The 19744-nt window shown below is 60.5% G+C and carries 16 protein-coding genes and 1 pseudogene; 4 read left to right on the top strand and 13 right to left on the bottom strand.

From position 1 onward, the window contains the following. Positions 1–24: 24 nt before the first annotated feature. The 3 genes and pseudogenes from guaB to U862_RS0103955 form a co-directional block, all read right to left on the bottom strand. A complete protein-coding gene (gene guaB, locus U862_RS0103945) occupies positions 25–1494 on the bottom strand; it encodes an IMP dehydrogenase (protein ID WP_025109204.1) in 1470 nt (489 codons plus the stop codon). Between the two features lie 116 nt (positions 1495–1610). Further along, positions 1611–2159, bottom strand: a complete 549-nt coding sequence (locus tag U862_RS0103950; protein WP_025109205.1) for a hypothetical protein — start codon at positions 2157–2159, stop codon at positions 1611–1613. Positions 2160–2342: 183 nt separating this feature from the next. Next, positions 2343–3110, bottom strand: a pseudogene (locus U862_RS0103955) (sulfite exporter TauE/SafE family protein). Between the two features lie 100 nt (positions 3111–3210). On the opposite strand from U862_RS0103955, the gene U862_RS0103960 reads away from it, so the two are divergent. The 4 genes from U862_RS0103960 to leuA all read left to right on the top strand — a co-directional run bounded on the left by U862_RS0103960 (position 3211) and on the right by leuA (position 8581). After that, positions 3211–4152 (top strand): LysR family transcriptional regulator, encoded by a 942-nt coding sequence (locus U862_RS0103960; RefSeq protein WP_025109206.1) that lies wholly within the window; start codon positions 3211–3213, stop codon positions 4150–4152. A 76-nt stretch (positions 4153–4228) separates the two neighbouring features. Further along, the gene (xseA, locus tag U862_RS0103965; protein ID WP_025109207.1) at positions 4229–5608 is read left to right on the top strand and encodes an exodeoxyribonuclease VII large subunit; all 1380 of its coding nucleotides are present in this window, start codon (positions 4229–4231) and stop codon (positions 5606–5608) included. 3 nt (positions 5609–5611) lie between these two features. Then, on the top strand, positions 5612–6436 hold the full coding sequence (locus U862_RS0103970) for a peptidoglycan DD-metalloendopeptidase family protein (RefSeq protein WP_025109208.1): 825 nt from the start codon (positions 5612–5614) through the stop codon (positions 6434–6436). Positions 6437–6901: 465 nt separating this feature from the next. Then, positions 6902–8581, top strand: coding sequence for a 2-isopropylmalate synthase (gene leuA, locus U862_RS0103975; RefSeq protein ID WP_025109209.1), 1680 nt, complete (start codon positions 6902–6904; stop codon positions 8579–8581). 178 nt (positions 8582–8759) lie between these two features. On the opposite strand, the gene U862_RS0103980 is transcribed toward leuA, so the two are convergent. The 10 genes from U862_RS0103980 to rlmN all read right to left on the bottom strand — a co-directional run bounded on the left by U862_RS0103980 (position 8760) and on the right by rlmN (position 19716). Next, on the bottom strand, positions 8760–9551 hold the full coding sequence (locus U862_RS0103980; RefSeq protein WP_025109210.1) for an amidohydrolase: 792 nt from the start codon (positions 9549–9551) through the stop codon (positions 8760–8762). Beyond that, positions 9539–10687, bottom strand: a complete 1149-nt coding sequence (locus U862_RS0103985) for a pyridoxal phosphate-dependent aminotransferase (protein ID WP_025109211.1) — start codon at positions 10685–10687, stop codon at positions 9539–9541. The genes U862_RS0103980 and U862_RS0103985 overlap by 13 nt, the downstream gene beginning before the upstream one ends. A 133-nt stretch (positions 10688–10820) precedes the next feature. After that, the gene (gene der / locus U862_RS0103990; RefSeq protein WP_025109212.1) at positions 10821–12293 is read right to left on the bottom strand and encodes a ribosome biogenesis GTPase Der; all 1473 of its coding nucleotides are present in this window, start codon (positions 12291–12293) and stop codon (positions 10821–10823) included. A 212-nt stretch (positions 12294–12505) separates the two neighbouring features. Beyond that, positions 12506–13657, bottom strand: coding sequence for an outer membrane protein assembly factor BamB (gene bamB / locus U862_RS0103995; protein WP_025109213.1), 1152 nt, complete (start codon positions 13655–13657; stop codon positions 12506–12508). Further along, the gene (locus U862_RS0104000; RefSeq protein WP_025109214.1) at positions 13650–14291 is read right to left on the bottom strand and encodes a tetratricopeptide repeat protein; all 642 of its coding nucleotides are present in this window, start codon (positions 14289–14291) and stop codon (positions 13650–13652) included. Before U862_RS0104000 ends, bamB begins: the two co-directional genes overlap by 8 nt. Before the next feature lie 41 nt (positions 14292–14332). Then, the gene (gene hisS, locus U862_RS0104005; RefSeq protein WP_007964435.1) at positions 14333–15622 is read right to left on the bottom strand and encodes a histidine--tRNA ligase; all 1290 of its coding nucleotides are present in this window, start codon (positions 15620–15622) and stop codon (positions 14333–14335) included. A gap of 36 nt (positions 15623–15658) precedes the next feature. Then, positions 15659–16768, bottom strand: a complete 1110-nt coding sequence (ispG, locus tag U862_RS0104010) for a flavodoxin-dependent (E)-4-hydroxy-3-methylbut-2-enyl-diphosphate synthase (RefSeq protein ID WP_025109215.1) — start codon at positions 16766–16768, stop codon at positions 15659–15661. Between the two features lie 3 nt (positions 16769–16771). Continuing rightward, positions 16772–17797, bottom strand: a complete 1026-nt coding sequence (locus U862_RS0104015) for a RodZ family helix-turn-helix domain-containing protein (RefSeq protein ID WP_025109216.1) — start codon at positions 17795–17797, stop codon at positions 16772–16774. Next, on the bottom strand, positions 17797–18555 hold the full coding sequence (gene pilW / locus U862_RS0104020) for a type IV pilus biogenesis/stability protein PilW (RefSeq protein WP_025109217.1): 759 nt from the start codon (positions 18553–18555) through the stop codon (positions 17797–17799). The genes U862_RS0104015 and pilW overlap by 1 nt, the downstream gene beginning before the upstream one ends. Positions 18556–18567: 12 nt before the next feature. Next, on the bottom strand, positions 18568–19716 hold the full coding sequence (rlmN, locus tag U862_RS0104025; protein ID WP_025109218.1) for a 23S rRNA (adenine(2503)-C(2))-methyltransferase RlmN: 1149 nt from the start codon (positions 19714–19716) through the stop codon (positions 18568–18570). Positions 19717–19744: the final 28 nt, after the last annotated feature.

The following is a 19744-nucleotide window of genomic DNA, read 5'->3' on the forward strand; positions in this document are numbered from 1 at the left end:
TTGCTTGATGATTTGCTTGAAGCCTCAACCTACGCGGTAGTTTGGCGCTTCTTTGGTGATCTGCACGTCATGAACGTGGGATTCGGCCATACCGGCACCGGTGATCCGCACGAACTCAGGCTTGGTACGCATTTCTTCGATGTTGGCGCTACCGGTGTAGCCCATCGAGGAACGCAGACCGCCCATCAACTGGTGAATGATCGCGCTCAGGGTGCCTTTGTACGGCACACGGCCTTCGATCCCTTCAGGTACAAGTTTCTCGGCGCCTGCCGAGGAGTCCTGGAAGTAACGATCGGACGAGCCTTGAGCCTGGGACATGGCGCCCAGCGAGCCCATGCCGCGATAAGCCTTGTACGAACGGCCCTGGAACAGTTCGATTTCGCCCGGCGCTTCTTCAGTACCGGCGAACATCGAGCCCATCATCACGCAGGAAGCACCGGCCACGATGGCCTTGGACAGGTCACCGGAGAAACGGATGCCGCCGTCGGCGATCAACGGAACGCCAGTGCCTTCAAGGGCAGCAGCAACGTTGGCGATGGCACTGATTTGCGGCACGCCGACACCGGCGACGATACGGGTGGTGCAGATCGAGCCTGGGCCGATACCGACCTTGACGGCATCGGCGCCGGCTTCGGCCAGGGCCTTGGCAGCTGCGCCGGTGGCGATGTTGCCGCCGATCACCTGTACTTCAGGGAAATTCTCTTTGACCCAGCGAACGCGGTCGATCACGCCTTTGGAGTGACCGTGCGCGGTGTCGACCACCACCACGTCCACACCGGCGTTGACCAGAGCGGCTACGCGGTCACCGGTGTCTTTACCGGTACCGACAGCAGCGCCAACGCGCAGACGACCTTGGTCGTCCTTGCTGGCCAGCGGGTAGGCTTTGGCTTTTTCGATGTCTTTGACGGTCATCATGCCTTTGAGGGCAAACTTGTCGTCGACGATCAGGACTTTTTCCAGACGGTGCTTGTGCAGCAGCTCGCGGACTTCGTTCTTGTTGGCGCCTTCACGTACGGTGACCAGACGCTCTTTAGGCGTCATCACTTCACGTACGGTGGCATCCAGACGGGTTTCGAAGCGCACGTCACGGGAAGTGACGATGCCGACCAGGTCACCATCGTGCAGAACCGGAACGCCGGAGATGTTGTGCATGCGGGTCAAGTCGAACAGATCACGAACCGTGGCGTCAGCCTCGATGGTGATCGGGTCCTTGACGACGCCGGCTTCGAACTTCTTGACCTTGCGGACTTCGGCAGCTTGCTGCTCGATGGTCATGTTCTTGTGGATGATACCGATACCACCTTCCTGAGCCATGGCGATTGCCAGACGGGCTTCAGTGACGGTGTCCATGGCAGCGGAAACCAGTGGAATATTCAGCTCGATGCCACGGGTAAGGCGGGTCTTGAGACTGACTTCGTTAGGAAGCACCTCGGAATAACCAGGCACTAGGAGAATGTCGTCGAATGTCAGAGCTTCTTGGCTGATACGCAGCATCGCGGGGGCTCCCGAGCGGGAAAATGGAAGCGCGCCATTATAGTCAGACACCCCCCGCTGTTCAATGTAAAACTCAGCTTAATATCAATGTTACTGATGTACGGGGATCCCCGCGTCTACAGCTCCACCTTGACCCAAGAGACAGGTTGGTCGAGCCAATCAGCAAACTCATCGATAAAGCTTTGCTTGAACCCGGCCTCCAGCCAGTTGTTGAAGATGAAACCCAGGTTGGAAAACGCACATTCCTGCAAATACAGAAAGCCGTTGATGTCGTCTTCATGCCCGCATTCAGGGCAGGTGAAATTGTCGGTGCGCCCGGGCATCCAGTCTTCCAGGCTCTCGAACAGCGCTTCACCGACTTCGCGGCGGCACTCGGCGCAACCGGCCTCTTCGAGAAAACCCTTGGCCGGGGTGTAGATGCAACGCTTGACGATGATCTCCAGCCCGTTGATCGGTTCACCGAAAGGCAGCGCCTCGGGGTGCAGCACCACCGCACGCGCGCCATCGGCAATCGCATGCCCCATGCGATTGCCGGTGCGACCACAGGTGGTCAACTCTTCTTCGATGATGTTCTTGCGCACCAGCCAGCGCACGATCGCCCGCGCCCGGGGTTCGTGGACCGGCAGGGTGGAGATTTTCGGGACGATGATGCTTTGCGAATTCATGGTGCAGCCTGCGACGTCAAATGGAAGTTCTGCGGTGCTCACTCCGCCGCCTTCGCGGGCAAGCCCGCTCCCACAGGGATCTCGACGATCACAAATGTTGTGTATACCAGAGAAACCTGTGGGAGCGGGCAAGCCCGCGAAGACGTCAGTGCGGCCGGCAGCTTAATCCCTGACAAAATCCGGTCAAGTGCTGAGATAGCGCCCGATCAACGCCAGACCGCTCGCCAGCACCAGCCACGTCACCAGCCGCACAAACGCCTCGCGCGACAAGCGCATGGTCTACCGCCGCCCGATCCACAACCCCAGCGCCATGGCCGGCAACAGACACAGCGCCAGCATCAACAAGGGTAGCTCGGCATAGACCCCGGCGATGGCGAACAGGCTCAGGCGCACCACCGTGCTGCAACTGATCAGCGCACTTTGCGTGGCTCGGGCCGCGTCTTTAGGCAAGCGGCTGTTGAGATAGATTGCATATAAGAAGCCACCGCTGCCAAACAGCGCACCAAACAGCCCGCCCACCGTGCCCATCGGCAGTGCCCAACCGGCGGACAACTGCGTCGGCCGGGCTTTCACCCATAGGCTGTAAACCGCATAGGCACTGATAAACAGCCCCATCAACAGCAACAACAGATCGGATTTGAGGTTAAGCAGAAAAATCACCCCCACCGTGCAGCCCACTGCCATGCACGGCAGCAGCCGCAACAACTCGGGCTTGGCCACATCCCGCCGCGAAGGCAGCAGATTGCCGAACGCCGCGACAAAATCCAGCAACACCAGCAACGGCACGATCTTCGACAGGGGCATGAACAGAATCAGAATCGGCCCCGCGACCAGCGCCGTACCGAATCCGGCAATTCCGAACACGATATAGGCCAGCGCAATGCCCGAGCCAATCACAACCCAACCACCCGCACCCCACGACCACTCGCTCAACAACCCCAGCACACTCATCGACCTACTTCCTTTATTAGCCTGAGATGACTTTAGCCAGCGCCCAGCGTTGCGACTAATATGTTCAATGTCGCTTACTCATCTCGAAAAGGCATATCAGGTGCTATCGACCCGTCAATTGCGCTACTTCGTGGAAATTGCCGAGTGCGGCAGCTTCAGTGCTGCCGCCGAACGCCTGTTCATCGCGCAATCGGCCCTGAGCCGGCAGATCAAGGACATGGAAACCCGCCTGCAAACGCCGCTGTTCGAACGCACTGCGCGCCAGCCCCGGCTCACGGCGGCAGGCGAGGCGTTTTTACCGCGAGCCAGAAACCTGCTCAACGAACTGAGCAAAGCCAGCGCGATGGCAACCGAAGTGGGCAACGGCCAACGGGGCACATTGCGCCTGAGCCACTCCAGCACCGTGTCGCTCAGCGGACATTTATTACGCCGGATCAGCACGTATCTGGAGCAGCAGAATGGCGTGTCGCTGGACATCGGCAAACTGTCCTCCGAGGCGCAGCTTGAGGAGCTGGCTGAAGGTCGTCTCGACATAGGCCTGTTGCGCCTGCCGGTATTGCGGCAGCGAGAAGGCGTTCAGGTGCTGCCTTTATTCACCGAACGTCTGCTGTTGGCGGTGCCGGCCGGTCATCGCCTGGCCGATTCAGCCGTTGTCGAACTGACGCAACTGAGAGACGAACCGTTCATCTCGATCCCGCATCCGCAGCGTGGCGGGCTCAGCTATCTGTGCGCCGACCTGTGCATGCGCCAGGGTTTCTTCCCCACAGCGGCGCGGGTGATGTCGCGCAAGACCACTCAGTTGCAACTGATTCAGGCTGGATTCGGCATCGCCCTGCTGCCCGAATCGATGCAGGACATTGCGCCCGACGGCGTACGATTTCTGCCGCTGGCCGATCCCGATTGCCAAAGTACGGTCGCCCTCGCCTACCGGCAAAACCCCACACCCCTGGTCAACAACTTCCTCCAGTCCTTCAAAAAATCCTGTGGGAGCGGGCTTGCTCGTGAAGGCGCAGTGTCAGTCACTGGAGACGTTGAATGCTAAACCGCCTTCGCGATCAAGCCCGCCCCAACATTGGATTGGTGGTGATTGCCTGGCGAATGCCCTTAAACTGCGCCCCATGATTAAAGATCCCTTTTCAAGGCTCGGCCTTGACCGTGAAGTCCTGACCGTCAGCCAGCTCAACGGCCGCGCGCGGGTGTTGCTCGAAGACGTGTTCAGCAACATCTGGGTCGAAGGCGAAATCTCCAACCTTGCTCGCCCGGCGTCCGGCCACGTGTATTTCACCCTCAAGGACAGCGGTGCGCAGGTGCGTTGCGCGTTGTTCCGCAATAATGCGGCGCGGGTGCGTCAGGCGCTGAAGGACGGCCTGGCGGTGAAAGTACGCGGCAAGGTCTCGCTGTTCGAAGGGCGCGGCGACTATCAGTTGATTCTCGACACCGTGGAGCCCGCCGGTGACGGTGCGCTTCGCCTGGCCTTCGATGCGCTGAAGGAAAAGCTCAGCGCCGAAGGCCTGTTCAGTGCCGAACGCAAAGTGCCGTTGCCAGCGCATCCGCAACGCATTGGCATCATCAGTTCGCCGACCGGCGCGGTGATTCGCGACATCATCAGCGTGTTCCGCCGCCGGGCGCCGCAGGTGCAACTGACACTGATCCCCACCGCCGTGCAGGGCCGCGAAGCCACGGCGCAGATCGTCCGCGCACTGAAACTGGCCGATGCCCGTGGTTTCGACGCGCTGATCCTTGCCCGGGGCGGCGGCTCGCTGGAGGACCTCTGGTGCTTCAACGAAGAAGCCGTGGCCCGCGCGGTGGATGCCTGCGTCACGCCGATCGTCAGTGCCGTCGGGCATGAAACCGATGTGTCGATCAGCGACTTTGTCGCCGACGTCCGCGCCCCCACGCCCTCCGCGGCCGCCGAATTGCTCGCTCCGGATTCCAGCGACCTGATGCGCCGGGTCGAAAGCCTGCATCGCCGGCTGGTGATGCGCATGCGCGACCGGCTGATGCGGGATCGTCTGCGCCTGGAAGGCATCTCACGCCGTTTGCGTCACCCCGGCGAGCGTCTGCGCCAGCAGGCTCAGCGTCTGGATGACCTGGACATGCGCATGCGCCGGGCGTTCGAGCGTCAACTCAATACCCGTCGCGAACGTCTGATCCGTCTGGAAACCCGCCTCGCCGGACAGCACCCGGGACGCCAACTGGCGATGTTGCGCCAACGCCTCGACAGCCTTGCCGAGCGCCTGCCTCGGGCCATGCGTGAAGGCCTGAAAAGCCGTCGCCTGCAACTGCACAGCCAGATGCAGACACTGCATGTGGTCAGCCCATTGGCGACTCTCGGTCGTGGCTACAGCATTCTGCTGGATGAGCGCGGCCAGGCGATCCGAAACGCCGCGCAGACTCACACCGGCCAACGCCTGAAAGCCAGACTCGGCGAAGGCGAGCTGCAAGTGCGCGTCGAGGACAATCACCTGACGCCCGTCACCCTCTCTTTACTGGACTGATCCATGCCGCGTTTTTTCGCTCCGCTACTCCTGCTGTGCCTGACCACCCTCAATGCTCATGCCGACAGCTACATCACCCGCCTGCTGAACAAGCCGGTACCGGGCGGCGTGGCGGTGGTTGATCTGGGCAGCGCCGCGCAGGCGCCAACAGCCACCTATCAGGGCAAACCGGTGCTGGTGGTCAAGGAACAGAACAACTGGCTGGCGATTGTCGGCGTGCCGCTGAGCGTCAAACCCGGCAGTCAGCAGATCAGCAGCGGCGGGCGTAATCTGCCGTTCACAGTCGGCAACAAGAAGTACCCGGAACAGCACATCACCCTGAAGAACACCCAGCAGGTCAACCCCAACCCGGCCAACCTCAAGCGCATCGAGGGCGAACTGGCCGAACAGATCAAGGCCTACCGCAGCTTCAGCCCGACGACCCCGAGCAACCTGCTGCTGGACAAACCGGTCAACGGGCCGCTGTCGAGCAAGTTCGGTGTACGCCGCTTCTTCAACGGTGAAGAGCGCAACCCGCATGCCGGCCTCGACTTTGCGGTACCGGCCGGCACGCCAATCAAGACCCCGGCGGCGGGCAAGGTGATCCTCACCGGCAACTACTTCTTCAATGGCAACACGGTGTTTGTCGATCACGGGCAGGGCTTTATCAGCATGTTCTGCCACATGTCGAAAATCGATGTGAAAGTCGGCGATCAACTGGCACGTGGCGCAGTGGTCGGCAAGGTCGGCTCCACCGGTCGCGCGACCGGGCCGCACATGCACTGGAACATCAGCCTGAACGATGCGCGGGTGGATCCGGCGATTTTCATTGGTGCGTTTCAACCGTGATTGTTGATTGAGCCGACCGGCCTCATCGCGAGCGGGCTCACTCCTACAAAGGGTTAGTGTCGTGAACACGATCAACTGTAGGAGCGGGCTTGCTCGCGAAGGCGCCCGATCCCACACCGCAAAATACCGCTGACACCCCACCAGCTTCAATTGCGCCCCAATCAAACCCTGCGCAAACATCAAAACGATCTGCAGCCTGGCGCACAATAAAATCGCGCAAATCCCCGCTTTTCGAGTATTCCTCTCAATTTTTTTCGACTGCTTGCCATCCTCTCCCCTCGCGGTTAGGGTTGAAGACATGAAAACCTCTCACACCCTTATTCAGCTTCGCCAGCACCGCAGTCTGTGCCTCGTCAGCGCACGACTGCCGGGCTGAATCGCTGCGCCTCGTCCCAAGCGTTTCCCCGAACATTCGTTCCACCGGCAGGCCGCCTCTTTTCGGCCCAGACAATAAGGAATTTCCCGATGAGCATGCTCAAAGACCCGTCTTCGAAATACCGCGCGTTCCCCGTCATCAATCTGCCGGATCGCACCTGGCCGTCGAAAACCATCGACGCCGCGCCGATCTGGTGCAGTTCCGACCTGCGTGACGGCAACCAGTCGTTGATCGAGCCGATGGACGCGGTGAAGAAGCTGCGCTTCTGGAAAACCCTCGTTCAAGTGGGTGTGAAGGAAATCGAAGCCTCGTTCCCGGCCGCTTCGCAAACCGACTTCGACTTCGTGCGGACCCTCATCGAAGAAGGCCACATCCCGGACGACACCACCATTCAGGTGCTGACCCAGGGCCGTGAAGACCTGATCGAGCGTACCTTCGAGTCCCTGCGCGGAGCGAAGAAAGCCATCGTTCACTTGTACAACGCCACCTCGCCTTCTTTCCGTCGCATCGTGTTCAACCAGGACAAGGACGGTATCAAGGCCATCGCGGTCAACGCGGCCAAGCTGTTCGTCAAATACGCAGCGATGCAGCCGGACACCGAGTGGACCTTCGAATACTCGCCGGAAACCTTCAGCGCCACCGAGCTGGAATTCGCCAAGGAAGTCTGTGATGCGGTGATCGAGGTCTGGAACCCGACGCCTGAGCACAAGATGATCCTCAACCTGCCCGCGACGGTCGAATGCGCAACGCCGAATATCTACGCCGACCAGATCGAATGGTTCGGCCGCAACATCAACCGTCGTGACAGTGTGATCATCAGCCTGCACACCCACAACGACCGTGGCACTGGCGTCGCCGCCACCGAGCTGGGCCTGATGGCGGGTGCGGATCGCGTCGAAGGCTGCCTGTTCGGCAACGGCGAGCGCACCGGTAACGTCGACCTGGTCACCGTGGCACTGAACATGTACACCCAGGGTGTCGACCCTGAGCTGGACTTCTCCGACATCGACGGCGTGCGCAAAGTTGTCGAAGAGTGCAACCAGATTCAGGTACACCCACGTCATCCGTACGTCGGCGACCTGGTCCATACCGCATTCTCCGGCTCGCACCAGGACGCCATCCGCAAGGGCTTCGCCCAGCAGAAACCGGACACCCTGTGGGAAGTGCCGTACTTGCCGATCGACCCGGCCGACATCGGCCGCAGCTATGAGGCGGTGATTCGCGTCAACAGCCAGTCGGGCAAGGGCGGTATCGCTTACCTGCTGGAGCAGGAATACGGCATCAGCTTGCCGCGTCGCATGCAGATCGAGTTCAGCCAGGTTGTGCAGCGTGAAACCGACCGTCTGGGTCTGGAGATGACCGCCAAGCAGATCCACTCGCTGTTGATCAGCGAATACCTGCAAGCCAACACCCCGTACGCGCTGGTCAGCCATCGCCTGCAGGAAGAAAACGGCAACAGCGCCGTCGAAGTGGAAGTGGCGAGCAAGGGTCAGGGCGAAACCAACCTGCACTGGCGCGGCAAGGGCAACGGTGCGCTGGAAGCCTTGGTGGCTGGCCTGCCGATCCCGGTGGAAATCATGGATTACAACGAACACGCCATCGGCGCGGGCACCAACGCCAAGGCAGCGGCTTACATCGAGCTGCGGGTGAACGGTGAGCGTGCGGTGCACGGCGTGGGTATCGATGAAAACATCACCACCGCCAGCTTCAAGGCGCTGTTCAGTGCACTGAACCGCTCGTTGAGCCAGCCGGAAGCGAAAGCGGCGTAAGCGATCGCTGAAATGCACAAGGCCCCGGAGTGCGAACTCCGGGGCCTTTTTTATGCCGGCTGGTTTTGTGTTGCCTGATCGGGCCTCTTCGCGAGCAAGCCCGCTCCCACATTTGGAATGCATTCCCCCTGTGGGAGCGGGCTTGCTTGCGAAAGCGGTCGCTCAGGCGACGCGAATATCAGGTGAACTCGAACGTGTCCGCATCCAGATTCGCCGGAAAGCGCTCGCGGTAAGCCGCCAATGGCGCCGCTTCCAGCACAGCCTTGAACACTCCGTCCGCCTCCCCCGCCGCCAGCAACGTCTCACCCTGGAAATCCAGCACCTGACTGTCGCCGGTATAGGCAAAACCCTTGCCGTCAGTGCCGACGCGATTCACGGCGGCCACGTAGCACAGGTTTTCAATCGCCCGTGCCGGCAACAGGCGGTTCCAGTGCAGACGCCGCGCGCCCGGCCAGTTGGCGGTGTACAGCAGCAGGTCTGTGTCCTGAGCGTCGCGACTCCACACCGGGAAGCGCAGGTCGTAGCAAATCAGCGGCCGAATCCGCCAGCCCTTGAGCTCGAACTGCACCTGACGTTCGCCGGGGGTGTAATGGTTGTGCTCGCCGGCCATGCGGAACAGATGGCGTTTGTCGTAGTGCCAGACTTCACCATCCGGCCGCGCCCACAACAGGCGATTACGATGGCTGCCGTCCGCCGCCTGAATGATCACGCTGCCGGTAATCACTGCATTGAGCTTCGCCGCCTGCGCCTTCATCCACTTGCTGGTCGGGCCATGCTCGGCTTCAGCCAGGGTCTCGGACTCCATCGAGAAGCCGGTGGTGAACATCTCCGGCAGAATAATCAGGTCTGCCCCTTGGGCCTGCTCCAACAGCATGTCGAAGTGTTCAAGGTTGGCCTGACGATCGTGCCAGGCCAGGCTGGTCTGGATCAGCGCCAGATTGAGATCGGGCAACGCACTCAGATCACGCATAGTTTTGCCGCCGCCTCGCGCAGCGTCTCCTCGCGTTTGGCAAAGCACAAGCGCACCAGGCGCTGGCCTGCGGGTGGATTCTGGTAGAACACCGACACCGGAATGCTCGCCACGCCGTGTTCGCGGGTCATCCACATCGCCATGTCGACGTCATTCAAGTCGGGACGAATCTGCGAGTAATCGACAAGTTGGAAATAGGTGCCGGTGACACGGGTGAAGGTGAATCGCGACGGCGCCAGCAAATCACAGAACAGATCACGCTTGGCCTGATAGAAACCCGGCAGCTCTTCGACGTGTTCCGGATGCTCGGCCATGTAGTCGGCCAAAGCATATTGCAGCGGCGTGACACCGCAGAAACTGACGTACTGGTGCACCTTGTGCAGTTCTGCCGTCAGCGCCGGCGGAGCAACGACATAGCCGGTTTTCCAGCCAGTGACGTGATAGGTCTTGCCGAACGAGCTGACCACGAAGGCACGCTGATACAACTCTTCATGGGCCAGCACGCTGACGTGCGGCACGCCGTCGAACACCAGGTGCTCATAGACTTCGTCGCTGATCAGGTAGATGTCGCGACCACGGATCAATTCTGCCAGTTGATCCAGCTCGGCACGGCTGATCAGTGCGCCGCTCGGGTTGTGCGGGGTGTTGATGACGATCATTTTCGTGCGCGGGCTCAGGGCCGCGGCGAGCATGTCGAAGTCGATGGAGAAATCGTCCGGACTCAGTTGTACGTGCACGCAACGACCGCCCGCCAACTCCGTCGCCGGTTCGTAGCTGTCGTAGCACGGGTCGAACACGATCACTTCGTCGCCGCTGTGGATAACCGCCTGAATCGCACAGAAGATCGCCTGGGTCGCGCCGGGCGTCACGGTCACTTCGGTGTCCGCATCCACTCGTGCACCGTAGCTACGGGCGATCTTTGCCGCAATCTGCTGGCGCAGTGCCGGCAAACCGGTCATGGGTGAATACTGGTTGTGCCCACTGGCAATATGCCGACCTACCGCATCGCGCAGCGACTGCGGACCATCGAAATCAGGAAAACCCTGGGAAAGATTGATCGCTCCGGTCTGCGCCGCGAGCTGAGACATCTGCGTGAAAATAGTGATGCCGACATTCGGCAGCTTACTGGTAATCATCGGGGTTCCCTGCTCAACACCCGGCTCTGTCAACGGCGCGGGAGAGCCCGAGAATAGCCCATCCGGCGCTCATAAAAAAAGGGCGCTCTGGTGAGCACCCTTTCTTCTGTCAAACCCGACTCAAAGCGGCGAATTACTTCTTGTCGCGGCGCTTCTTGCTGGCTTTCTTGTTGTGCGACATCAAACGACGCTTCTTGTTGACCTGGCGGTCGGTCAGCGTGTTCTTGTTGCCTTCATACGGGTTCTCGCCGCCCTTGAACTCGATGCGGATCGGCGTACCAACCAGCTTCAGAACACGACGGTAAGTGTTTTCCAGATAGCGCACATACGACTTCGGCACTTTCTCGATCTGGTTACCGTGGATCACGATGATCGGCGGGTTAGCACCACCCAGATGAGCGTAACGCAGCTTGATCCGGCGGCTGTTGACCATCGGCGGCTGGTGTTCGCTGACCGCGTCTTCGAGGATCTGGGTCAGACGGCTGGTCGGCCAGCGGGTTACCGCGGACTTGAACGAGTTCTGTACCGAGGCATAGAGGTTGCCCACGCCAGTACCGTGCAGCGCCGAGATGAAGTGGATGTCGGCGTAATCAACGAAGAACAGGCGACGTTGCAGCTCGACTTTCACGAAGTCGCGCTCGCTTGGCGTCATGCCGTCCCACTTGTTGATCGCGATGACCAGCGCACGACCGGATTCGATCGCGAAGCCCAACAGGTTGAGGTCGTGATCGACCACGCCTTCGCGGGCGTCCATCACGAAGATCACCACGTTGGCGTCTTTGATCGCCTGCAGGGTTTTGACCACGGAGAACTTTTCGACTTCTTCGTGGATCTTGCCGCGCTTGCGCACACCGGCGGTGTCGATCAGCGTGTACTTCTCGTCATTGCGCTCGAACGGGATGTAGATACTGTCGCGGGTGGTGCCGGGCTGGTCATAGACGATAACCCGGTCTTCACCGAGCATGCGGTTGACCAGGGTCGACTTGCCGACGTTCGGACGGCCAATGATGGCAATCTTGATCCCGTCTTTTTCGCTCGGGCCAGGAATACGCTTGGCTTCCTCGCCTTCGGCGACGATCTCTTCCTCTTCGCCTTCCTGCGGCTCGTCTTCGTCACGCGGGAAATCGCTCAGTGCCGCTTCCAGCAACTGAGTGATACCCCGGCCGTGAGCACCGGCGATCGGGATCGCGTGGCCCATGCCCAGCGGGGCGAATTCGGCGCGGGCCATTTCCGGATCGATGTTGTCGACCTTGTTGGCAACCACGTGGGAGCGCTTGTTACGCTTGCGCAAATGTTCGGCGATCATCTGGTCGGCGGCGGTGAAACCGGCCTTGGCATCTACCAGGAACAGCACAACATCCGCTTCTTCAATGGCCAGCAGCGACTGCTCGGCCATTTTTTCGTCCATACCGTGCTCGTCACCGGAGATACCACCGGTGTCGATCAGAATGTAGGAACGCCCTTGCCACTTGGCCTCACCGTACTGGCGATCACGGGTCAGACCGGACAAGTCGCCGACGATGGCGTCACGCGTCCTGGTCAGGCGGTTGAACAAGGTGGATTTGCCGACGTTCGGTCGGCCCACCAGGGCGATTACGGGAACCATGCGGCTCTCCACTTCGTTATTTCAGAAAATACAAAAGCCGCTGCGAGGCAGCGGCTGGTGCTCGGGGCAACACTGTGGGAACGGGCCGCTTGCGAAAAACCGTAGCAGCACCGCGTTTATTCAGCCTGTACGCGTCATCGTTGACGCCCTTCGCGAGCAAGCCCGCTCCCACAAGTGAGGCTGCCTGGGGGTGTTAACCCCAAGCATAGTTGTTACTTGATGGTCAGGGCTTCCAGTTTGCCGCTGTTGCCATACACATAGATCGTGTTGCCCACCACCAGCGGACGGGCACGCAGGCCGTCGCTGTCGATACGCTCACGACCCACAAAACGACCGTCCACCTGACTCAACAGGTGCAGGTAACCTTCCAGGTCACCGACGGCTACGTAGCTGGAGAACACTTCCGGAGCCGACAGTTGACGGCGAGCCAGCGAGTCGTTGCTCCACAGTGCTGTGGTGGAACGCTCATCGACGCCCTCAACGGTGCCCGAAGACAGGCTCACGTAGACGCTGCCGAAACCTTGGGCAACACCGGCATAGCTCGACGCATCGCGCTGCCAGAGTTGACGGCCGCTTTGCAGATCGAGTGCCGCGACGCGACCCTGATAGCTGGCGACGTACAGGGTTTCACCGGACAGCAGCAGACCACCGTCGATGTCGACCACGCGTTCCAGTTCCGAACGACCGGTTGGAATCGCGACGCGTTGCTCCCAGACCGGCACACCGTTGGAAATGTCCAGGGCGACCACTTTACCGGTCGACAGCCCAGCCACCGCGAGGCGGTTGGTCACGACTGGCGCACTGGTGCCGCGCAGGGTCAGTACCGCAGGGGTGCTGTCGTAGGTCCAGCGACGATTGCCGGTAGCCGCGTCCAGGCCGATCAGACGATCGTCCTGAGTCTGCACCACCACCACGTCACCGTTGTTGGCCGGCGGCGCGAGGACTTCGCTGGACACCCGGGCGCGCCACTTCTCTTCGCCGTTGATGGCGTCGAGGGCAACGATTTCACCCTTCAGGGTACCGATCGTGACCAGACCGTAACCCACGCCAACGGCGCCGGAGACAGGCAGGTCAAGATCCTTTTTCCACTTCACGTCGCCATTGCTGCGATCCATGGCCATCAGCACGCCGGTTACATCGGCCGCGTAGATGGTGTCACCGTCGATCGCCGGCACCAGCATGTTGTAGGTTTCGCCCTGACCGTCACCGATCGAACGACTCCACTGCTTCTGCAGGACTACTTCTTCTTTGAAGTCGGTCAGCTCGGCCGGTGGCAATTCTTTTTTGCTGTTGCTGCTGCAACCCGCGGCCAGAATGGCCAGAGCCAGCAATGCTGCATGCTTCCAACGGATCACGTCACGCATCCCCTTTGGCCAGGTCGTCGAGCTTGATTTGAAGGCCGCCGACTGCCGCTTCATCCGACAGTGCCGCCTTGGCTTTTTGATACGCGCTGTTCGCCTCGTCGGTACGACCCAACTGCACCAGCAGGTCACCCTTGAGCTCTTCACGAGTGGCCAGGAACGCCTTGTCGGCATCGCCGTCGAGCAGCTTCAGAGCTTCATCGGCCTTGTTCTGCGCACCCAGCACCTGCGCCAGACGCTGACGGGCGATTTCGCCCAGCGCCGGGTTCGCCGGTTTGGCAACAATGGCTTTGAGTTCGGTCGCTGCGTCGTCCAGCTTGCCGCTGTCGACGGCCACTTTGGCCACGAACAGGCTGCCGTACTGCGCATACGCCGTACCGCCGAATTCGCTGTTGAGCTTGCCGGCCAGATCTGCAACGCGCGCAGCGTCAGGCTTGCCGTCCGGGGTCAGCGTGGTTTCCAGCAGCTGCTGATAGAGCACCGAGGCGCCTTGCGACTGGTTGCTCTGATACTTGTGAAAAGCCTGCCAGCCGAACACGATGACCAGCGCCAACAGGCCGCCGGTGACCAGAGGTTTGCCGTTACGTGTCCACCAGTCCTTCAAATCCGCCAACTGTTCGTCTTCGGTACTCGACACCCCAATACTCCTTAATCGCTAAATCGGCTGTTTAGACAGCTTCAACCCTGCACGACGCAGGTGGCCAGGTGAGCGGCAAGCGCATCCCAGGCAATGCTTTGTTGTTCGCCCTGGCCACGCAGGGGTTTGAAACCTACCACTTGCTGGGCCATTTCGTCGTCACCCAGGATCAGTGCGTACAGTGCACCGCTCTTGTCGGCTTTCTTGAACTGGCTTTTGAAGCTGCCGGCGCCGGCATTGACTTGCAGACGCAGGTTTGGAAGCTGGTCACGCACACGCTCGGCCAGGGCCAGACCGGCCAGTTCGGCCTGTTCGCCGAAAGCGCAGAGGTAGACGTCGACCTGACGGGAGATTTCTTCCGGGATCTGCTCCAGGGTTTCGAGCATCAACACCAGACGCTCGATGCCCATGGCGAAACCAACGCCAGTGGTCGGCTTGCCGCCCATCTGCTCGACCAGACCGTCGTAACGACCGCCCGCGCAGACAGTGCCCTGGGCACCGAGCTTGTCGGTAACCCATTCGAATACGGTTTTGCTGTAGTAATCGAGGCCGCGCACCAGTTTCGGGTTGAGCACGTACGGAATACCGACCGCGTCCAGGCGCGCCTTCAGACCTTCGAAGTGCGCACGGGACTCGTCATCCAGGTAGTCAGCCATTTTCGGCGCATCGACCAGCACCGCTTGAGTGTCGGCATTTTTGGTGTCGAGTACACGCAACGGGTTGGTTTTCAGGCGACGCTGGCTGTCCTCGTCGAGCTTGTCGTGGTGCGCCGAGAGGTACTCGACCAGCGCTTCACGATAGCGACCCCGGGACTCGCTGGTGCCCAGGCTGTTGAGTTCGAGCTTGACCGCATCACGGATGCCCAGCTCGCCCCACAGGCGCCAGGTCATGATGATCAGCTCGGCGTCGATGTCCGGACCGTCGAGATTGAATACTTCCAGACCGATCTGGTGGAACTGGCGATAACGGCCTTTCTGCGGACGCTCGTGACGGAACATCGGGCCGATGTACCAGAGCTTCTGAACCTGACCACCGCCGGTGATGCCGTGTTCCAGCACCGCACGCACGCACGCCGCAGTGCCTTCCGGACGCAGGGTCAGGGAGTCGCCGTTGCGGTCTTCGAAGGTGTACATCTCTTTTTCGACGATGTCGGTCACTTCACCGATGGAGCGTTTGAACAGCTCGGTGAACTCGACGATCGGCATGCGGATCTGCTTGTAACCGTAGTTATCCAGCAGACGTGCGACAGTACCCTCGAAATAACGCCACAGCGGGGTCTGTTCGGGCAGGATGTCGTTCATGCCACGAATGGCTTGCAGAGACTTGCTCACTTTAAATCCTTAAATTCGTTCGGCGCTTCAGTCAGGTCAGCCGCGTGCGATAACCGCTGCGTCAGCTTCGACCTTCTCGGCCGCTTTCTCGCGGATCAGCTTTTCCAGCTCGTCCACCAGATTGTCATTCGTCAGTTTCTGCGACGGCTTGCCGTCGATGTAAATCAGGTTTGGCGTGCCGCCGGTCAAGCCGATATGGGCTTCCTTGGCTTCGCCGGGGCCGTTGACCACACAACCGATAACCGCGACATCCAGCGGCACCAGCAGGTCTTCAAGGCGCCCTTCCAGCTCGTTCATGGTCTTGACCACATCGAAGTTCTGCCGCGAGCAGCTCGGGCAGGCGATGAAGTTGATGCCACGGGAACGCAGATGCAAAGACTTGAGAATGTCGTAACCGACCTTCACTTCCTCGACCGGGTCGGCCGCCAGCGAGATGCGGATAGTATCGCCAATCCCCTCGGCGAGCAGCATACCTAGGCCCACGGCGGATTTCACTGTGCCCGAACGCAAACCACCAGCTTCGGTGATGCCCAGGTGCAGCGGCTGGACGATTTCCTTGGCCAGCAAGCGGTAGGCTTCGACGGCCATGAACACGTCGGAGGCTTTCACGCTGACCTTGAAGTCCTGGAAATTCAGGCGCTCAAGGTGCTCGACGTGACGCAGCGCGGACTCGACCAGCGCAGCCGGCGTCGGCTCGCCGTACTTCTTCTGCAGATCCTTTTCCAGGGAACCGGCGTTGACGCCGATGCGGATCGGGATCCCGCGGTCACGGGCCGCATCGACCACGGCGCGCACACGGTCTTCGCGACCGATGTTGCCCGGGTTGATGCGCAGGCAGTCCACACCCAGTTCGGCGACGCGTAAAGCGATCTTGTAGTCGAAGTGGATGTCGGCAACCAGCGGCACCTTGACCAGTTGCTTGATCTTGCCGAACGCCTCGGCGGCGTCCATGTCCGGTACCGAAACGCGGACGATGTCGACACCGGCCGCTTCCAGACGATTGATCTGGGCGACGGTGGCAGCGACATCATTGGTGTCGCTGTTGGTCATGCTCTGCACCGCGATAGGCGCATCGCCGCCGACAGGCACGTTACCGACCCAGATCTTGCGCGAAACGCGACGTTTGATTGGAGATTCGCCGTGCATGACTTATTGACCCAACTTCAGGCGAGCAGTCTCGCCACTGGTGAACGGAGCGATATCGACCGGCTGGCCGTTGTAGCTGACCTGTGCGGCGCGAGCCACACCCAGGCGTACCGCCAGTGGCGGCTTGCCGGAAACCGAGACGCTGTCGCCTTTATGTTTCAGACCGCTGAACAACACCTTGCCGCGACCGTCGGTGACCTGTGCCCAGCAATCGGCGGTGAACTGCAGTTGCACCTGACCGTCGCCGGCAGCTGGAGCAGCTGCTTCTGCGGTTGGCGCAGCGGTGGCCGCAGCCACTGGCGCAGTCACGGTCGGTGCTGGAGTGGCCGGAACGTTCGGAGTCGGGGTAGCCGGGGTGGCGACAGCCGGGGCCGGGGTGTGAACCGGTGCAGCGGGCGTCGCGGCCGGAGCAGTGGCCGGAACGGCTGGCTCGGCGCCGGTCGCTTCAGCGGTAGTTTCCGACTGTGGCAGCGCCAGAGCGGTCGCGCCCTCGGTCTGGCCTTCGGCAACGGCCTGGTCTTCCGGCTCGTCGATCGGGTGAATCTGCGTGGTGCCGTCGGCGCCTTCGACTTCAACGTGCTCCGGGGCGAGGCTGGTCACGTCCTTGGTGCGCAGCGAGGTCTGATCCTGCCACCAGACGAAACCGCCGCCGATGACCGCAATCAGCAACAACAGGCTGACGATCCGCAAAATGGTGTGGGAAACCCGCACAGGCTCTTCGATACGACCCAGCGCATGCACGTTGCTGCCCTGCGAGTCGGTGCCGGTGGATTGGTCGAATTGCTGAACCAGAACCGTCTGGTCCATGCCAAGCAATTTGGCATAAGCGCGAATGTAACCGCGAGCGAAGGTATGCCCTGGCAACTTGTCGAAAGCGCCAGCTTCAAGATTGCTCAGGGAAGTCACGGTGAGGTTGAGCTTGAGGGCCACTTCGGCCAGCGACCAGCCATTGCTTTCGCGGGCCTGGCGCAAGGTCTCACCGGGATTAACGCGAGTCGCTGCTACAACTTCGGGATGCGCCGCTTTCATCATTGCTCCGACAGGTATTGCTGATATTCCGGCGTACCGGGATAGAGTCGTTTTAATTGCAGGCCGTAACTGGCGGCCTTGTCGCGATCTTCAAACACTTTTGCCAGCCGAACGCCGAGCAATAGACTACGTGCATTTTGCTCGGTTAGCAGGCTGAAACGGTCGTAATAGTCACGCGCGGGCACATAATGCCTGTCTTCGAAGGACAACTCAGCCATTTCCAGCAAAGCGCGCGGTTGTTGACGGTTCAGCCGCAGGGCTTTTTCCAGTTGCTGCTGCGCCAGTTCTCGCTGCCCGAGCTTTGCCGCGGTCATGCCGAGGTTCTCGAACACCCGCGAACGCTCAGGATACAGCGTATCGGCGGCGGCCTGTTCAAAACGCTCGTAGGCTTCCTTGTAACGCTGCTCTTCGTAGAGAAAACTGCCGTAATTGTTGAGGATGCGCGCATCGGCGGGACGGGAGGACAAGGCTTTGCGAAAGTGTTCGTCAGCCAGTTTGGGTTCCATTTCGGCCTGGAACACCAATCCGAGGGCGGCGTTGGCATCAGGATCGGAACCGTCCAGCTCCAGCGCCTTCTTCAGTGGCACCTTGGCCCGCTCGGTCATCCCCTGCTGCAGGTATCCCAGCCCCAACTGCACGTAGGCAGCCCGCGCTTCATCGCGGCCCTTGCTGGTCTTCATCGGGTTGTAGTCACCCGACAGGACACAACCAGCACACAGGCTGGCCATCAGCAACAGCAGCGCAAAGCGCAGGGACATAGAGATCCTCTCTTAGTTAGTGTTCGCGGCGTTCTGTGCCAGATCGCTATCGGCGCTCAACTCGCGCACGGCGATGTAACGTTCGCTGCGACGGGTGCGATCCAGCACCTGCCCTACCAATTGACCACATGCAGCGTCGATGTCTTCGCCACGGGTGGTGCGGACAGTGACGTTGAAACCGGCCTGATGCAACTGATCCTGGAACCGACGAATGGCGTTGTTGCTCGGCCGCTCGTACCCGGAATGCGGGAACGGGTTGAACGGAATCAGGTTGATCTTGCACGGAATGTCTTTCAGCAGCGCGATCATTTCCACCGCGTGCTCAACCTTGTCGTTGATGTCCTTGAGCAAGGTGTACTCGATGGTCAGCACACGCTTCTCGCCAAGGGCGGACATGTAGCGCTGGCACGACTCGAGCAGCATCTTAAGCGGATACTTCTTGTTGATCGGCACCAATTGGTTACGCAATGCGTCATTGGGTGCGTGCAGGGACAACGCCAGGGACACGTCGATGTGCTTGGCCAGCTCATCGATCATCGGCACCACACCCGACGTGGACAGGGTCACGCGGCGCTTGGAGATCCCGTAGCCGAGGTCATCCATCATCAGATGCATCGCGGCGACGACGTTGTCGAAGTTCAGCAGCGGCTCACCCATGCCCATCATCACCACGTTGGTGATGGCACGGTCGACGGTTGCCGGGACGCTGCCGAAAGATTTGTTGGCAATCCACACCTGACCGATGACTTCGGCGGCGGTGAGGTTGCTATTGAAGCCTTGCTTGCCGGTGGAGCAGAAACTGCAATCCAGGGCACAGCCTGCCTGGGACGAAACGCACAGAGTGCCGCGTTTGCCCTGGGGAATGTACACGGTCTCGACGCAGCTGCCGGATGCCACGCGCACCACCCACTTACGGGTGCCGTCGCTGGAGATGTCCTCGCTGACGACTTCGGGACCACGGACCTCGGCAATAGCCTTGAGCTTGTCGCGCAAGGCCTTGCTGACGTTCGTCATGGCGTCGAAATCATCGACGCCAAAGTGGTGAATCCATTTCATTACCTGACCGGCACGGAAACGCTTCTCCCCGATCGAGTCGAAGAATTTTTCCATTTCCTGTTGAGTCAGACCCAGCAGGTTGGTTTTTACAGTCGATGTAGTCATGGATTCACCTTCACTCTTAAGCCAATGC

Source organism: Pseudomonas sp. H1h, assembly GCF_000633255.1.
In the GTDB taxonomy this organism is placed as follows: domain Bacteria; phylum Pseudomonadota; class Gammaproteobacteria; order Pseudomonadales; family Pseudomonadaceae; genus Aquipseudomonas.

What these genes read in the sequence shown, in the direction of transcription:
- guaB (WP_025109204.1), bottom strand. Translation starts at nt 1,494, where the DNA reads ATGCTGCGTATCAGCCAAGAAGCTCTGACATTCGACGACATTCTCCTA.
- U862_RS0103985 (WP_025109211.1), bottom strand. Translation starts at nt 10,687, where the DNA reads ATGATTACCAGTAAGCTGCCGAATGTCGGCATCACTATTTTCACGCAG.
- der (WP_025109212.1), bottom strand. Translation starts at nt 12,293, where the DNA reads ATGGTTCCCGTAATCGCCCTGGTGGGCCGACCGAACGTCGGCAAATCC.
- bamB (WP_025109213.1), bottom strand. Translation starts at nt 13,657, where the DNA reads ATGCGTGACGTGATCCGTTGGAAGCATGCAGCATTGCTGGCTCTGGCC.
- U862_RS0104015 (WP_025109216.1), bottom strand. Translation starts at nt 17,797, where the DNA reads ATGAAAGCGGCGCATCCCGAAGTTGTAGCAGCGACTCGCGTTAATCCC.
- pilW (WP_025109217.1), bottom strand. Translation starts at nt 18,555, where the DNA reads ATGTCCCTGCGCTTTGCGCTGCTGTTGCTGATGGCCAGCCTGTGTGCT.
- ispG (WP_025109215.1), bottom strand. Translation starts at nt 16,768, where the DNA reads ATGCACGGCGAATCTCCAATCAAACGTCGCGTTTCGCGCAAGATCTGG.
- xseA (WP_025109207.1), top strand. Translation starts at nt 4,229, where the DNA reads ATGATTAAAGATCCCTTTTCAAGGCTCGGCCTTGACCGTGAAGTCCTG.
- leuA (WP_025109209.1), top strand. Translation starts at nt 6,902, where the DNA reads ATGAGCATGCTCAAAGACCCGTCTTCGAAATACCGCGCGTTCCCCGTC.
- rlmN (WP_025109218.1), bottom strand. Translation starts at nt 19,716, where the DNA reads ATGACTACATCGACTGTAAAAACCAACCTGCTGGGTCTGACTCAACAG.
- U862_RS0103980 (WP_025109210.1), bottom strand. Translation starts at nt 9,551, where the DNA reads ATGCGTGATCTGAGTGCGTTGCCCGATCTCAATCTGGCGCTGATCCAG.
- U862_RS0103970 (WP_025109208.1), top strand. Translation starts at nt 5,612, where the DNA reads ATGCCGCGTTTTTTCGCTCCGCTACTCCTGCTGTGCCTGACCACCCTC.
- U862_RS0103950 (WP_025109205.1), bottom strand. Translation starts at nt 2,159, where the DNA reads ATGAATTCGCAAAGCATCATCGTCCCGAAAATCTCCACCCTGCCGGTC.